The sequence below is a fragment of the Lapidilactobacillus luobeiensis genome (assembly GCF_024345205.1).
In the GTDB taxonomy this organism is placed as follows: domain Bacteria; phylum Bacillota; class Bacilli; order Lactobacillales; family Lactobacillaceae; genus Lapidilactobacillus; species Lapidilactobacillus luobeiensis.
On sequence record NZ_BROC01000002.1, the window covers coordinates 59,603 to 73,823 of the forward strand.

General features: G+C 43.8%; 17 protein-coding genes and 1 tRNA gene. 15 read left to right on the forward strand and 3 right to left on the reverse strand.

From position 1 onward, the window contains the following. Positions 1–3: 3 nt before the first annotated feature. Genes OCU21_RS01260 through OCU21_RS01315 form a run of 12 tightly spaced genes read left to right on the forward strand, consistent with a single transcriptional unit; the run spans position 4 to position 10,289 of the window. Positions 4–3,324: a tape measure protein gene (locus OCU21_RS01260; protein WP_261805684.1), complete on the forward strand. Its 3,321-nt coding sequence runs from the start codon at positions 4–6 to the stop codon at positions 3,322–3,324. Next, positions 3,308–4,030 carry a hypothetical protein gene (locus tag OCU21_RS01265; RefSeq protein ID WP_261805685.1) on the forward strand — a complete coding sequence of 241 codons (723 nt, stop codon included), beginning with the start codon at positions 3,308–3,310 and terminating at the stop codon, positions 4,028–4,030. Before OCU21_RS01260 ends, OCU21_RS01265 begins: the two co-directional genes overlap by 17 nt. Beyond that, the gene (locus OCU21_RS01270; protein WP_261805686.1) at positions 4,030–5,958 is read left to right on the forward strand and encodes a GH25 family lysozyme; all 1,929 of its coding nucleotides are present in this window, start codon (positions 4,030–4,032) and stop codon (positions 5,956–5,958) included. Before OCU21_RS01265 ends, OCU21_RS01270 begins: the two co-directional genes overlap by 1 nt. Before the next feature lie 9 nt (positions 5,959–5,967). Continuing rightward, complete coding sequence (locus OCU21_RS01275; protein WP_261805687.1) at positions 5,968–6,837, forward strand: hypothetical protein; 870 nt, start codon at positions 5,968–5,970, stop codon at positions 6,835–6,837. Positions 6,838–6,853: 16 nt separating this feature from the next. Then, positions 6,854–7,369: an Ig-like domain-containing protein gene (locus OCU21_RS01280; RefSeq protein WP_373875446.1), complete on the forward strand. Its 516-nt coding sequence runs from the start codon at positions 6,854–6,856 to the stop codon at positions 7,367–7,369. An 11-nt stretch (positions 7,370–7,380) separates the two neighbouring features. Further along, a complete protein-coding gene (locus tag OCU21_RS01285; protein WP_261805688.1) occupies positions 7,381–7,833 on the forward strand; it encodes a fibronectin type III domain-containing protein in 453 nt (150 codons plus the stop codon). 16 nt (positions 7,834–7,849) lie between these two features. After that, a complete protein-coding gene (locus OCU21_RS01290) occupies positions 7,850–8,272 on the forward strand; it encodes a hypothetical protein (protein ID WP_261805689.1) in 423 nt (140 codons plus the stop codon). Positions 8,273–8,283: 11 nt separating this feature from the next. Next, the gene (locus OCU21_RS01295; RefSeq protein WP_261805690.1) at positions 8,284–8,592 is read left to right on the forward strand and encodes a hypothetical protein; all 309 of its coding nucleotides are present in this window, start codon (positions 8,284–8,286) and stop codon (positions 8,590–8,592) included. A 1-nt stretch (position 8,593) separates the two neighbouring features. Further along, positions 8,594–8,716 carry an XkdX family protein gene (locus OCU21_RS01300; protein WP_261805691.1) on the forward strand — a complete coding sequence of 41 codons (123 nt, stop codon included), beginning with the start codon at positions 8,594–8,596 and terminating at the stop codon, positions 8,714–8,716. 34 nt (positions 8,717–8,750) lie between these two features. Beyond that, positions 8,751–9,038, forward strand: coding sequence for a hypothetical protein (locus tag OCU21_RS01305; protein ID WP_261805692.1), 288 nt, complete (start codon positions 8,751–8,753; stop codon positions 9,036–9,038). Positions 9,039–9,040: 2 nt separating this feature from the next. After that, positions 9,041–9,316, forward strand: coding sequence for a phage holin family protein (locus OCU21_RS01310; RefSeq protein ID WP_261805693.1), 276 nt, complete (start codon positions 9,041–9,043; stop codon positions 9,314–9,316). A gap of 1 nt (position 9,317) precedes the next feature. Then, positions 9,318–10,289 (forward strand): N-acetylmuramoyl-L-alanine amidase, encoded by a 972-nt coding sequence (locus OCU21_RS01315; protein ID WP_261805694.1) that lies wholly within the window; start codon positions 9,318–9,320, stop codon positions 10,287–10,289. A 335-nt stretch (positions 10,290–10,624) separates the two neighbouring features. On the opposite strand, the gene OCU21_RS01320 is transcribed toward OCU21_RS01315, so the two are convergent. Continuing rightward, a tRNA-Leu gene (locus OCU21_RS01320) sits at positions 10,625–10,708 on the reverse strand. Positions 10,709–10,911: 203 nt separating this feature from the next. Between OCU21_RS01320 and OCU21_RS01325 the strand changes: the two genes are divergently transcribed. The 3 genes from OCU21_RS01325 to OCU21_RS01335 are packed head-to-tail and all read left to right on the forward strand — an operon-like array spanning position 10,912 to position 12,947. Then, a complete protein-coding gene (locus tag OCU21_RS01325) occupies positions 10,912–11,379 on the forward strand; it encodes a flavodoxin domain-containing protein (protein WP_261805695.1) in 468 nt (155 codons plus the stop codon). Positions 11,380–11,388: 9 nt separating this feature from the next. Next, entirely contained in the window at positions 11,389–12,363 is a 975-nt protein-coding gene (locus tag OCU21_RS01330) for a DUF2785 domain-containing protein (RefSeq protein WP_261805696.1), read from the forward strand. Between the two features lie 47 nt (positions 12,364–12,410). Beyond that, positions 12,411–12,947 carry a GNAT family N-acetyltransferase gene (locus OCU21_RS01335; protein ID WP_261805697.1) on the forward strand — a complete coding sequence of 179 codons (537 nt, stop codon included), beginning with the start codon at positions 12,411–12,413 and terminating at the stop codon, positions 12,945–12,947. Between the two features lie 55 nt (positions 12,948–13,002). Here OCU21_RS01335 and OCU21_RS01340 read toward each other — a convergent pair whose 3' ends face one another. After that, positions 13,003–13,476, reverse strand: coding sequence for a universal stress protein (locus tag OCU21_RS01340; protein WP_261805698.1), 474 nt, complete (start codon positions 13,474–13,476; stop codon positions 13,003–13,005). Between the two features lie 241 nt (positions 13,477–13,717). Next, positions 13,718–14,005: a hypothetical protein gene (locus tag OCU21_RS01345; protein WP_261805699.1), complete on the reverse strand. Its 288-nt coding sequence runs from the start codon at positions 14,003–14,005 to the stop codon at positions 13,718–13,720. Positions 14,006–14,221 lie beyond the last annotated feature (216 nt).

Consider the following 14,221-nt stretch of genomic DNA (forward strand, 5'->3'; position numbering starts at 1 on the left):
TGAATGGTCAAGAAAATACAGGCAGAGATGAGTACGAAGATCGCCTTGGATTTAATGGGAGCAACTCAATCGATCAAGGGATTGACCAGCGCCGTTAAAAGCTCACAATCGGCGTGGAAATCTCAGGAAGCGATGTTTAAGAGCACTGGTGAAAGTGTTAAGGCGGCCGAAACGAGATATGACGGTCTTGGAAAGGCAATTGGTAATCAGGAACAGAAAATCGAGTTGCTTAAAAAGCGACAGTCAGAGCTGCAAGGAAACACCAAAGAAACTGCTCAGGCTTATCTAAAGTATCAAGAACAAATTGATAAGGCCAAGACACAGCTCGCATCGATGCAAGGTCAGCAAGAACGAGCAAAATCCGCAATGGAGTATCAGAATAGCGGGTTGGCCAAGTTGCAATCCAGTTATCGTGAAACGAGTCGGGTCAGTCAATCATATGTCGAACGCTTGCAAGCCGAAGGGAAAACCGCCGAGGCAAATAAGGCAAGAATAAGTGGATATAAGAATTCGATTACAAACTTGACGAAGCAGTTGCAACTACAAGAAAAAGAATTATCAAGGGTGGCCACCGAATCTGGTCAGACTAGTAGTGCTTACGCCAAGCAAAAGGTACGTGTTAACGAAACAGCCGCAAGTTTGGCCAAAGCAAGAAATAACATGGATAACCTCAATGATGAAATGAAAAAGGCTAATCCGTCGATATTCACTCGCATGAAGACTGCTATTACCGGAATGAATAAGGAGGGTGCAAAAACCCACTCACTATTCAAATCAGTTCTTAGCGCAAATCTCATTACGAATGTTATTCAGTCGGGTTGGTCAAAGTTAACGGGCGCAATCGGTAGCGCAAAGGATAGCGCGATGGCATACGCCACTGCCCAGCAAACCATGAATGCTACCTGGTTAACACTGACCGGAAATGCAAAGCAAGGTCAGAAGATGGTTGATATGACCAACCAAATGGCGGTATCAGCTGCCAACTCAACTGACATGGTTGACAGTATGAATCAGAAATTCTTTGCAATTAATAAGAATGCAGATAAAACTAAAGAATTAACGCAGTCCGTCCTGACTTTGCAAGATGCATTTGGACAATCTGATGATGCCGTTATGAATTTTTCAACCCAATTTGCCCAGATGTTGGCCAATGGTAAAGTCGGCGCGCAGGACATGATGTCTTTTGTTAATACTTTTCCGGTGTTGAGAACAAATTTATTGAAAACAGAGCAGCAGATAACCGGTAATCATAAGATGTCTATGAAGCAAATGAATGATCTGATGAGTGCCGGAAAGATTAGCAGTGAAGTTATGTCAAAGGTACTGCAAGATACAGCAAAACAGTATGGTGCCGCGACCGAGAACTTTGGGAAAACAATTCCTGGTATGACAAGAACTATCAAGAGTCAAATGCCAGTGTTAATGGGAGAAATCACCAAGCCATTACTGAATGCGCAAAACCCAGTGATGGCAACAATCTCAGGCTGGGTTACTAGCAGCAAAACGTCGGGCATGTTTAAGACTCTGGGCAAGACCTTTTCGGATGGTTTGAATGGGACGATTAACGCCTTCATGGGCGATGGTAAGGGTGCTGCAAACAGTGTTGTTAACTCACTGAACGCATCAATCGAGAAGCTTAATTCGGGCATCGACATTATGTTTACGTATTTACGTGATCATGCCTCTGATATCAAGAGAATCGGTTCGGATAGTTGGGAAATTGTTAAAGCACTGGGGTCTGGTGTTTGGGATGTGTTCAAGGCGACTCTGTCAACAATCAATCAGTTGCTTGGCAATACCTCGAAAAGCGGCAAAGAAGCCCGTGATCCCCTTAAACAGATTAAGGATATCCTGGACTGGATGGTTGAGCACAAATCTGGAATAAGGGCGTTTGGTTCAGTCTTGGCCGGACTTTGGATGACAAAAAAGGTGGTTGGATTTGGTAGTGCAATTCACAGTGTATACACTAATCTAAAGAAGATGACGGGTCTTGATCTCAGTGGACTAAAGGATAATCTTGGAAGTTTGACATCTGGAGATTCATTCAAGGGTATTGGGCAATCAATTAAGTCGGCTGGCGGGCTAAAAGGGTTGTCAACAGCCGGGAAAATTGGTACTGGATTAGCAGGTGCCGGAATAGCAGTGGATGCGGGCGTTGATATATATACGGCCATTACTTCAAAAAATAAAACAGAAAAATTTGAGAAATATGGTTCGGGTATTGGCAAAGCAATTGGTGGTGGCATTGGACTGTTCTTTGGTGGTCCGCTAGGCGCAGCCGTTGGTACAAAAATTGGTGGTCTTATTGGAAAATGGGGTGGCCAAGGTTCAAAGAAATTTATGGACGGTTGGAATAAATCAACTAAAAAGAAGCCAGAGGACTGGTTAGCAGGTCTAGGCTGGGATGCCCATAAAATGTCAACAAAGATTGGCAGATGGTGGGATAGCGTTCGAAAAATGAATGTGGCAGAGCAAAAGAAGCAACAAAATGAACAGATTAAAGCAAACAGAGAAGCACAAAAGGCATGGAATAGTTTCTGGTCTAAAATTAATAAAGGCTGGGGGAGTTTTTGGTCAGGAGTTCATGACAAGGCTTCATCTGGAATGAGTAAAGTGAAATCTGTAACTGAATCAGGTGTAAATTGGGTTGCGTTAAAGTTCAAGAATGGTTGGTCTGGAATTAAAACGACAACCTCGAGCGTCTTTCAGGGAGTACATGATGCAATCTCTAGTCCAATGGAAAAAGCGCGTAGTGCGGTTGCTACAGCAATTGCAAAAATAAAGGGACTATTTGATTTTAAAATTTCTTGGCCACATATCCCTTTACCGCATTTTTCCATTTCGGGTAGCGCTAATCCAATTGATTGGATTAAAAAACATGAAACACCACATGTTTCTGTCGAGTGGCATGCAAATGGGGGATTATTAGATAGACCAACTTTGTTAGGCATAACTGGAAAGACAATGCATATTGGCGGTGAGGCAGGCCCAGAGATGATAATGCCTTTAAGTGTTTCAAAGGCATCACGATCATGGCAACTGTTGGGTCAGGCAGTGAACCATATCAATCGGCAAAATCAGAGCCAGATTAACGTTAGTGGTAATGACCATGATACTGAACTTGAAAACCAAGTGAGCCAATTAATTGGTCTGGTGGGTAATCTGGTTGGAAATACGACTGCAATTTTGCAAGCGTTAGCCGGAAAAGGCGATGAAATCAACGTTCAACAACTAATTGCAAAACTTCTTCCAGGTATCTCCACTCAACAATTAAGACGTCAAGGATTAGTAGAAAGGGGGCTGAGTATTGAACGTAGTATCTAGAACTTATCGTGGGATGACCTTTAATGGACATCATACAACAGAATTTGGACTACTTGAATCAACTGATGATTCAATTGGGATGCCAACTAAGAATAAAACAATATTTACGCCTATTGGATCGAACAGAATAATTGATCTCTCCAACTTGTACGGTCCGACATTTTCTGAAAGAGTGATTAATAAAACTTTTTTGGTTGATACTGGGATGTGGACACCAGAAAGACAGTACATCATGTGGACAAAGGTTATCAACTGGTTGATGCAACCTAAATCAAAATTACCATTGTGGGATGATGTTATGGATGATTGGCATTATTTAGCAGAGGTTCAGGAGGCACCAATCTTTAAAGAAGGTTACCATCAAGCAACAATACAAGTAGCATGGCAGTGTTACCCATTTCGAATTAAAGATAGAGCAGAATTTGATGATGTTTGGGATACATTCAATTTTGAAATTGACGTTGCGCAGAATACACATCTATCAAAAAAACATTCATCAACGATACTTATTAATACCGGTGTTGCTGATGTTGTTTTTCAAGTTATTTCAGATGCTACTGCTACAATCAAAATTAACGATGAAGAATACCCAATAACGCTTGGAAGAAATGAAAACACGGAGTTTGTACTTGTTCCCGGTGAAAATAGTATTAGCGTTTTGGGTGAGGCCAACATTGATATTAGATGGCATCGGGAGGTGATTTAGTGTATCAAGTTTGGATTCGTCAATCTTGGACAGGAAAAGAGCAACTAATTCACAGCGCTAAAACAAATAGTTTAAAACTTGGTGAGGCTGTAGTAACGCTGGATACTGCAGACATTAACACATTCACTTTTAATATTTATCCACTCAATCCTGGATATGGACAACTCAATTATTTAACGACTCTAATTAGAGTTGTTAATACTCATAAAAAAACTAACATTTTTGAAGGGCGAGTCTTGTTACCAAGTGATAGTTTGGATAATACAGGGATGCTGTACAAGAGTATTACTTGCGAGTCATATTTGGCTTTTTTGCATGACAGCAGCCAGCCTTTTCAGGAGTTCACTAACCAATCAAGGCGACAGATATTAAAAGCGCTGATTGATAACCATAACAATCAGGTTGAAAGCTATAAAAATATTAGGTTGGGAAATGTTGATTTTGGTCAGGACAAACCTATTGAATATTGTTATACGGATGAGAACGATGATACATATAACAATATAAGCTCATTGGTTATGTCTGGGTTCGAGTCAAAGATTCGAAATAACCATGGTTTTCTTTTTCTTGATGTACAGCAGTCATTTGGTGGGAATTCTTCACAAATAATCAGTATTGATCATAACTTATTGGCTGCCGCGCGCTCAATCGACCCTACGGCATTATTTACTGTTCTTAAGCCACTTGGACCAGTTATTGATAGCTCGAATGGCGATAAAATCACACCAAATATGAATATTTCTTCTGTCAATGATGGCAGTCTTTATTTGCGTAATCAAAGATTGATTGACCAATTTGGTATTCAAGTTAAAACTAAGCAGTTTGATGATGCTAAAACTCCAAGTGAGTTGAAAAAATTGGGCGAAAAATATTTATTAGCACAGCAAATTGCAACAATCCACCTCCAGTTATCGGTAATTGACTTAACTCTCGCTAATGGTGGTATCGATGATTTGTGGTATGGAAATTCGTATATGGTTGACATTCCATACATGTCCGTTAAGGGTAATTGGCGAATTAGCCAACAAACGTTAAATCTTAATAATCCAGATCAAAACACGATAACTATTGGAGATCGTGTTGTTGGACAGGAAAATTATAACAATACAATAAACAACAACATTAAATCACTTTCAAACATTCAAAATGTGGTAAAACGACAAAATGCAAGGTTGTTGATGATAACTAGTGAGAGCGAGCAATATCAAGCAAGTAATAATAAAACCGTAGCAGATTTGCTTGCCAGGATAAAGATTCTTGAAAACACTAGCGCAATAACGGGCGGCTATTACGAAGGCGCAATTATCGACGTGAGCTATTATCAAGATGTAATTGATTGGTCGGCCGCCAAAAATGCAGGGTTAGCATTGGCAATTGTTCGAGTGCAAGATGGATCAACGTTCATTGATCCTAACTACAAGACCTATTTGGCTGACATTACTAGCTTAGGAATTAATTATGCTGTATATGCTTTCTTCCGTGGTCAATCGATTGCTGATTCTGAACAAGAGGCAATTAATTTCTATAATCGTACGCAACAGGCGGTTGCTGGGAAAGTACAACCACGATTTTATGCCATCGATGTCGAAACTATTGAAATGGGTGGCAATGCTAGTCTGATGAGGGGCGGCGTTGAAGCATACATGAACAAGCTCAATGCGTTGGGGATACCGGATAGCAAGATCGTCCTGTATATCGCCAACAACTTATACAGCAGCTTTAATCTTAATGTTTCGCGGGCAGGTTCGATTTGGCTGCCAACTTATGGCGCCAATGACGGCAATATTCCGACCAACTATAAGCCGTCCTATCCATATGACTTGTGGCAATATACGAGTCGTGGCAAGCTGGCTGGCATTACAACGTTAGGATTAGACATGAATACTAATCCAAGTACACGCTTTAAAGAACAATATCTAAAGAAATGAGGTGAGTAAATGGCAGAGGTGAAAGGCCAGGCAGATTATCGCGATCCGGAGCACATCCCGGAAAAACAGGAATATGATCCCGGTAATATTGAGCCGCTAGCCGAACAGTTAGCGGCCTTTATCCGCTCGAAAATGTACGGCGTTGATGTGCGCGAAACTTTGGCGCGTTGGGTTGAAATTAATTTAGCCGCACTAGAATTTCTTCGCGATGATCAGCAAGCCTTCAAAATTGACCTGACAGGCAAGCAAACTGCAGTCGCACAACGGCAAAGCGACGTTGAGAAACGCCAAACAGGCCTAGAGAAGCAGTTTATCGATGTAATTACTAAAGCTACTCAGGACAGCGAAGTCATTAACGCGCGTGACTCAAGTATTTATGGCCCATTTGGAGTTCTGGATTTACGGTTGGAAAATATCGAACAGGCACTGGCACTATTAGCTCCGGCTGGATATACAGTCACAATCAATCATGGCTTAGGTCGAAATCCGACCGTAACAGTTGTTTATTATGAATACGCTCTAGGCACTGAGCTAAATGGCTTGGGAACTGGCCCAGATGGCACCTTTGGTGGAACACCCAGCAAGACAATTGAGTCAACTGTGAGTTATCCAGATGCCGATAAGGTCAAGATTGATTTGCCAATTGGATTTAAGCTGATAGGAGATCCAGTTTATCAGCCAGCAGATAACCGTTGGTATATCATCGATGGCTATCGGACACTACGCTTTGATTTGGGTGTGACTGATACAGACAATCCTGACACATCAGGTGGATCGACTAGTGGCGGCATCAACGATGTACCCGCCACCCCAAATGAGGTGTCTTTTACACAACTAACTGAGACAACAGGTCAGCTTGACTGGCAGACAGGTGCATAACCGCAAGGAGGAAATTATGGATTATTATATTTATCAAGCTACAAAATCGGATAATAGTGATGTCAAGAAAATAGGGACTGTTACTGATACATTGACGTATACAGTAACGGGTCTGAAGCCGAACACAACGTATTACTTTTCGGTGACAGCATGGAATGGTTTGCGTGAGTCTGCCAAGTCAACATTATTGACTGTGGCGACGTCTGCTATCCCAGTGACAGGTCTTACTCTGTCGCTCGATAAGACTGCGTTGGAAGTTGGCGATACTGGTGCGCTGACCTTGACTGTGACTCCAACAAATCAGACAAGCGGTACGCCTACCATTGCCTCGAGCGATACCAAAGTGGCTACCATTTCCGGTAAGACCGTAACTGCTGTTGGTGTTGGGACAACCAAGATTACCGCAACACTCGGTACAGTCACATCCACCGCAATTACCGTTACGGTTTATGAGGCACTTAAATCGATTAAGACGTTGACTAAAGGTGCGGTTACAACAACAAGCATTGTGCTTAATTGGACGACTGCATAGGAGGTGTTCCTATGCAATTCAAGATTTACAACGGGTCAACAGTTCTGGCAACGGTCAGTAACGTCGCGACCTACACTGCAACTGACCTGAAGCCGCTGACCAGCTACACTTTTGGAGTTGTCGCGTCTAACGGCGTGCGTGAATCGCCAAAAGTCAGTCTAGCTGTGACCACGCGGGGAATTCAGTTCAAGATTCCCCAAATGCTAACAGTTGGCGCGGTGATCACACTGCGCTATCAAGAGTATAGCTTAGGCTTGTTGGCAATCGGCAAAGAGCCCGCTGGTATGTTCGGCGGTGGAAACAAGAAAAATCTATCTGCGAAGGTAATTACATCGGCCAATGGCAGTAGCATTGTCGAGTTGACGAGCAGCGATGCAAACTTTGCGGATGGCACAATGTTAAATAAGTTAGAAGATGGTAGTTTTGGCGCGTTTAGCGGTGCTAAGGCTATTTATTTTGGGTAATTGAGGAGGCAAACAAATGGCATTAACAAAAATATTTTCGGGTATGGAAAAAGGACCGGAGGCAATCGACAGCAATTTTGCAAATCTGAACACGGGAAAGCAGACAGCATTAGCGGACACAGGTTGGGTCAAATTATCGACCACAAATGCCGTTGGAAACCTGTATGCAAGGAAGTTTGGCAATCTTGTCAACATTGTCGGGACTGTTCACTTCACGGCCACTGTCGTACCGTCAAAAGCGGTTGATTTTTTCACGATTCCCGCGACTATGTATTCGATTCAGGATGATGGTCAATACCGATTCTTTTCGGCATTTTCGCCGACAACTGATACAAGATGTCGGTTTCAGATCAAAAAAGATAAAACTAGGATGATCATTTTATTGTCAAATGCTGTCGCGGATGAATTTGCAATCAACTTTTTTTGGCAAACAGCATAAGGAGAAAAGGAATGAAATTACAGTACAAAATTGATGAGGTCGGGAATCCGACTGGTGAAACACAGCTTGTCGCTGATGATATTGGTGAAACTGCGGAATACAAAAACGGTTGGGAGAATGACGGCTTTTACAATCACGTTTGGACGGATTCTGGATGGATTGGAAATAATGATGGTCGGCCTGAGTCCACACCAGATCCAACCACGCAAGATCAGATCAATGCGAGTGTTTTGGCACAAATAGCGCAGGACAAGTCTGATCAGGCCGTGTTTAATTCTCAAATGTTGTTACAGGTGGCAACACTAAAAGGGGGCAATTAATATGTATCAGTACATTGCACAGTATTATAAGATGGGTCTTTACCAAAAAAATCAGCTAGATATTTTTGTTTCGGCAGGAATGATGACCGAGACTCAAAAAAACAACCTGATTGAAGCTCAATAATGAAATTGATATCTGGGGAAGGAGTTGATGAGTATTGCATTTGTTTTTGGGCTTCACGATTGCCGAATGGGGTGGCATTATCGCCATCGGTAGCGCACTGATCACGGCGATTTACAAGGTGGCAGTCAAGCCGCTACGTGATGAGCTCAGCAATCTCAGCCGGTCAATCAACAGCTTGCACGAGTCTAGCAAGACTGATCACAGCCGCTTTGACGACCGACTGGATCGCCATGACATCCGCTTGGAGCGGCATGATGCCGAGCTCCAGTTTTTATATGATAAAAATAATTTAACCCGGCGTAAACCGGGGGACAAGGAGTAACAATGATAGAAATAATTCAAGGAGCAAACGCTTCGGCCATCGTCATGATTGCGATTTTGGTTGGCCTAATCGTTTGGGCAGTCAAACAGACCAAACTAGACAATCGTTGGTTGCCGCTGATTGCCATGTTAGTGGGTGCTTTTGTCGGACTTTTCGTTAGTTTTGCGTGGCCAGGCGCCTTCGAAAACGTCTGGATTGCAGGGCTAGATGGCATGATTGCCGGACTGGTGGCCGCCGGCGGATATGACGCCGTCAAATCAATTATAGGAGGCAATTAGTATGGTTAATTACGACAGATCTTACCAGTTGGGCAATGGACAAGGCTCAACTCGGCTTGCCGTCAAACGAATCATCATTGCACATTCAACGGCAAATCCTGACGCTACAGGTAAAAATGAAGCGATTTATATGCATGGTCACTTCGGCAATGCATATACACATGCAATCGCCGATATTGATCGTGTGTACATTATTGGCGAGCCGCCTTATATTGCCTGGGGCGCCGGTGTGAACGCTAATCCGTATTCGCCTTTCCAGATCGAGCTCGCTGAATATACTGATAAGACTAAAGCGTTGGCAGCCTACAAAAATTATATTTCAGCAATCCGCGAGTACGCGGTCAAATACGACATTCCACTTAACTTGGACGATGGCAACACAAAAGGGATTAAAACCCACAAATGGGTCTCGGCCAATTATGGTGGCACTGACCATCAAGACCCGTACGCATATCTGGCCGGTATTGGTATCAATCAGGCTCAGTTCGCAGCCGATATCAAAAATGGCATAGGGTCTACTGCAGCAAAGCCGACGGTACCTGCTAAACCAGCACCTAAGCCAGCATCGACGTCAAATACCATATACAGTCTACATGTTCTAGGTGGAAGCTGGTTGGCAGACGTGACCAACGCCAATAATAGCAACAGTGAGGGCTTTGCAGGTCTGCCAAATCATCAACACGATTTGCTCACGCTTAAGCTTTCAACCGGTGGCAAATATCGTGTACACATCCTTGGGGGTGGCTGGCTCCCTTGGGTTACTGGTAGCAACAAAAACGACACGGTCAATGGTTGCGCAGGATTGCCTGGTAAGGCGATCGATGGCGTTCAGATTAGCGCTAACGGCAAAACAGTGAACTATCGATCTCAGACTACGATGCGTTCTGGGTGGCTAGACACAGTTCGAAATCTTAATGACTATGCCGGTCTTTATGGCGAACCATTAGATCGACTGCAAGTCTGGTTCCAGTAATTGACCACGATTAATCGAAAAAAAGCCCATCTCATTTTGAGGTGGGCTTATTTTTGTCCAATTCTGGTTACATGGAAAATCCGACTTATGTTTTTTTATTACTTAAAAAACAAGCTCTGAGAGAGAATCGTTAATAGACAAAGGGTAAGACGGCGACTGTTTTATTCAAAATAATATTCTGTTTGCGAATTCATCAAATGAAATTTGTCCAATTTTTGTCCAACTGAGAAAAAAACAAAGGACTTCTAAAATTAATTAGAAGTCCTACAAATGCTGATATAATAAGCTTTAAGCAAAAATTGATTTGCTAAATCTACCTAAAATATCGTTGAAAATGCCGCTGGCAGGAGTCGAACCTGTACACCCGTGAGGATACAGCGACCTGAACGCTGCGCGTCTGCCAATTCCGCCACAGCGGCAACAACACTATTTATTCTACCAGAAAATAAGAAAAAGGGAAGAACAAATTTGATTTTTTTCTGATCATCCCAAATTTCTTTTCACTGAGCGTCAACCTATTGACTGTTGCCGCGCTATTATGTTCGCGCGCTTCGTGTTAAAATAGACTCACGATGTTTATCTTGATCGATCGACCCATAACTTATTTCGAGGAGGAGTCAGTATGGAAAAAATAGGCTTGATCTACGCTAGTCGCACTGGTCATAATCGCCGTATCGCGGAATATTTGCAGCAACAATTTACCACTTTAGGTCAGACCGTGTCCTTGATCAATGTGGAACAGGTCCAGATCAGCGACTTGGAAAAATTATCAGGTTTTATCATGATCAGTTACACTTTTCATGATGGCCAGATCCCAGATGAGGCCCTGACGTTCTTTGATGAATTGCAGACAGCAGATCTGCGGGGAAAAGTTTATGCGGTCACTGGTTCTGGCTCGATCAAGCACCAACACTTTGGTCGTGCGCTGGATTATTTTGATCAGGTCTTCAATCACTTAGGCGCGCTCCGGGCGACGGCTGTCTTAAAGATCGATCAGGATGCTGACCGCGGTGATTTGGCACGCTTGACGAGTTTTTGCCAGCAATATTTGGATTTTGAACGATTAGTCACACAAACGCAAGAAAAGTAGGGGACATGAGTGGCGATTTCAGAAGTAGCACGGGTCAAATTGGCCCTAAATGATATTTTTCAACAATTTAATCAAGGCCTAAATTTCGAGCAGTTAGGTGATCAGTTATTGGATCTGAAAGGTTCAGTCCAATATCGTCAACGACGTAGCCCGTTGCGATTGCAGACTGATGCCGATCCAGCGGAGATCAAAAAAACGATCAAGGCGGTCACCAGCCGGGTGATCGATCAGGGTCAAGATGCCACGATCGGTGATGAAGAACTGGGGATCATGCTAGAGAATATCGGCATCCTCGATGAACAGATCCGCGATCGCGGGATCTTTTTCACCTTTAGCGGCTTAATGAGTCGGGAAGTATTCGCCAAGGAACAGATCTGGGATTGCTTGGCTTATTTGAGTCAAGACGAGATCCTATTCAATCATATTTTAGAGCCTGAGAACGATGCAGTCTTTGGTCGCTCGTTAGCGGTTTTGTTGATCTCGATTTTGTTGGTGGCCGACCGGATCTATGGCGGCGTGTTGACGAAGACACAATATTGGCAAGTGATCCAGCAGGTGGCCACCTACGCGCTTTTGGAGCACGATCCCCGGGGTTATGTACCTGAAAAAGGATGGGCCCACGCGTTTACCCATTTGGGCAATGTCTTAGCAGAAACTGCCAATAGTCGACTGACGCGCGCGCAAAAGTTATTCTTGTTGACGGCCTGTTTGGTGGGCTATCAAGAGGCTGCCGCGCCCTTTGCTTTTGGTGAGGACCAGCGTTTTGCGATGGCGACTGTGGCGTTGGTCGAAAAGGAGAATTTTTATTTAGACTATCTACTAGGCCTATTACACGCTTGGGTAAAACGGCTACCAGAAAATCCAGACTCAGGTGATTACCGTTTTTGGTCGCAGTGGTACAATCGTTCCCATTATTTTTCTGGTTTATTGCAGGTCGCAGACGCGCCGGAAAAACTGGTCAAATACGTTCGTTCTTTACAATAGGCCATGTGCTCAACAAATTCATAAAATGAATTGGAATGGGGTTATTTATGAAGGCAATATCAGGGGCTCCAATTAGATTTCGGCAAGCGCAAACAAGTGATCTACCCGCGATGTTGGCAATCATTCAGGCCGCCCAGCAACGATTGGGACAGCAGGGGATCCCGCAGTGGCAAGATGGTTATCCAGACGCGACGGTCTTAGGTGAGGATCTGCGTCAGCAGGCCGCTTGGGTCGCCGTCAACGCTGACGATCAAGTATTGTTGACCTTGACTTTATTAGCAGGACCAGATCCACATTATCAAAAGATCGCCGGCGCTTGGTTGACTTCGACCAATGATTATCTGGTGATCCACCGAATCGCCGTGAGCCCACAAGCGGCGCATCAAGGGGTCGCTGCGGCAGGTTTTGACTTTGCCAAGCGCCAAGCTCAGCGCTTAAAACTAGGATCCATTCGGATCGATACGCACGCGCAAAATCAAGCGATGCGCGCCTTGATCAAAAAAATGGGTTATCAAGCTTGTGGTCAGATCTGGGTGGCCGCAGACGCGCCCCGATTAGCTTATGAGCTCGTTGTCAAATCATAATCAGCACACAAAAAAGCCGGTCACGATCATGACCAGCTTTTTTAATTTGATCGATTTACTTTTTCGGAGTGACCATGGGCCGATTGTTTAAATCGGTGCGCACTACCAATACATCACAGCTAGCATTGCGTGTCACAAATTCAGTAACTGAGCCTAAGAGGATCCGCTCAACAGCGTTGAGACCGGTCGCGCCGATCAAGATCAGATCAACTTGCTCACGCTTAGGAAATTCACGACCTAGGATCGTTTTAGGTGAACCGTATTCAATGAAGAATTTGACCTGCTCAAGACCATTTTCTTGAGCAGTGGTAACATATTCCGCCATTGTCTTTTTAGCTGTTTCTGAAACTTCTTCAACCATAGCTGAATCGAAACTTGATACATTTTGAAACGCCCGCGTATCAATAACGTGGACCAACATGAGCTCGGCTTGATTCCGTTTGGCGATCTCGACCGCTTTTTGGAAAGCCAATTCAGCTTCTGCTGACCCATCGATTGCGACTTGGATTCGGTGATATTGTTGCAACATGATCCCGCACTCCCTTCGTTGACACTTTACTTGTTAACTCTAGTTTAACGCATTTATCCAAAAAAAGCATTGATTAAAATCACCGGTCTTTGCGCTGATCAGCACAGCTTTCAGATATAACGTAACAAAGAACCCAGAAGAAAATCTCGCTTCTGAAAAAAATTATGGGCGAAGCGGCAGCGACTAGGTCGGCGGACTTATTTCAACAGAATCAGCGTCGCAGTGAGGTGCCGACTAGCAGTTAGTCGTTACCGAGGGCTAGGCTAAGCGCGAAGCCAGCTACGACCAAACTAGCGGCGACCAAGGTGATCAAATTAGTTTTAGCGCTGGCGACGAAAAGGATCACAACACCGATCGCGCTGATCAAAAGTAATAAGATCCCGGTGACCAACATGGCTTGGTGGATCCGGGGACTGCTTACTGGCTTATAGATCAAAAACTCTTTATTGAGATGGGATAATAAATAGATTGCTAAGACAAGTAACAGGGCGATGAAGATCGCCATTGCCACGATCATTACGATTTGCATGATTTCTCCTTGATCTTTTTGAATATGATCGTTCAGTGCAGCGTACACCACGCACATGGGCCGACCATAATGACCTGATAATCAGTGAATCCAGTCAGTCGGTCGGCTTGGTTCGGTTGAACGCTGTCTGATGATTAGAAAATAACTTCAATAGTAGTAGTATAGCAGGTTGTCTAGCTAACGGCGACAAATTTTTGTAACAAAAAAGAGACCAGC

Bases quoted from the DNA above. Each gene is read 5' to 3' on its own strand.
- OCU21_RS01340 (WP_261805698.1), bottom strand. From the start codon at position 13,476: ATGTTGCAACAATATCACCGAATCCAAGTCGCAATCGATGGGTCAGCA.
- OCU21_RS01295 (WP_261805690.1), top strand. From the start codon at position 8,284: ATGAAATTACAGTACAAAATTGATGAGGTCGGGAATCCGACTGGTGAA.
- OCU21_RS01275 (WP_261805687.1), top strand. From the start codon at position 5,968: ATGGCAGAGGTGAAAGGCCAGGCAGATTATCGCGATCCGGAGCACATC.
- OCU21_RS01290 (WP_261805689.1), top strand. From the start codon at position 7,850: ATGGCATTAACAAAAATATTTTCGGGTATGGAAAAAGGACCGGAGGCA.
- OCU21_RS01315 (WP_261805694.1), top strand. From the start codon at position 9,318: ATGGTTAATTACGACAGATCTTACCAGTTGGGCAATGGACAAGGCTCA.
- OCU21_RS01260 (WP_261805684.1), top strand. From the start codon at position 4: ATGGTCAAGAAAATACAGGCAGAGATGAGTACGAAGATCGCCTTGGAT.
- OCU21_RS01325 (WP_261805695.1), top strand. From the start codon at position 10,912: ATGGAAAAAATAGGCTTGATCTACGCTAGTCGCACTGGTCATAATCGC.
- OCU21_RS01285 (WP_261805688.1), top strand. From the start codon at position 7,381: ATGCAATTCAAGATTTACAACGGGTCAACAGTTCTGGCAACGGTCAGT.
- OCU21_RS01300 (WP_261805691.1), top strand. From the start codon at position 8,594: ATGTATCAGTACATTGCACAGTATTATAAGATGGGTCTTTACCAAAAA.
- OCU21_RS01310 (WP_261805693.1), top strand. From the start codon at position 9,041: ATGATAGAAATAATTCAAGGAGCAAACGCTTCGGCCATCGTCATGATT.
- OCU21_RS01280 (WP_373875446.1), top strand. From the start codon at position 6,854: ATGGATTATTATATTTATCAAGCTACAAAATCGGATAATAGTGATGTC.
- OCU21_RS01345 (WP_261805699.1), bottom strand. From the start codon at position 14,005: ATGCAAATCGTAATGATCGTGGCAATGGCGATCTTCATCGCCCTGTTA.
- OCU21_RS01335 (WP_261805697.1), top strand. From the start codon at position 12,411: ATGAAGGCAATATCAGGGGCTCCAATTAGATTTCGGCAAGCGCAAACA.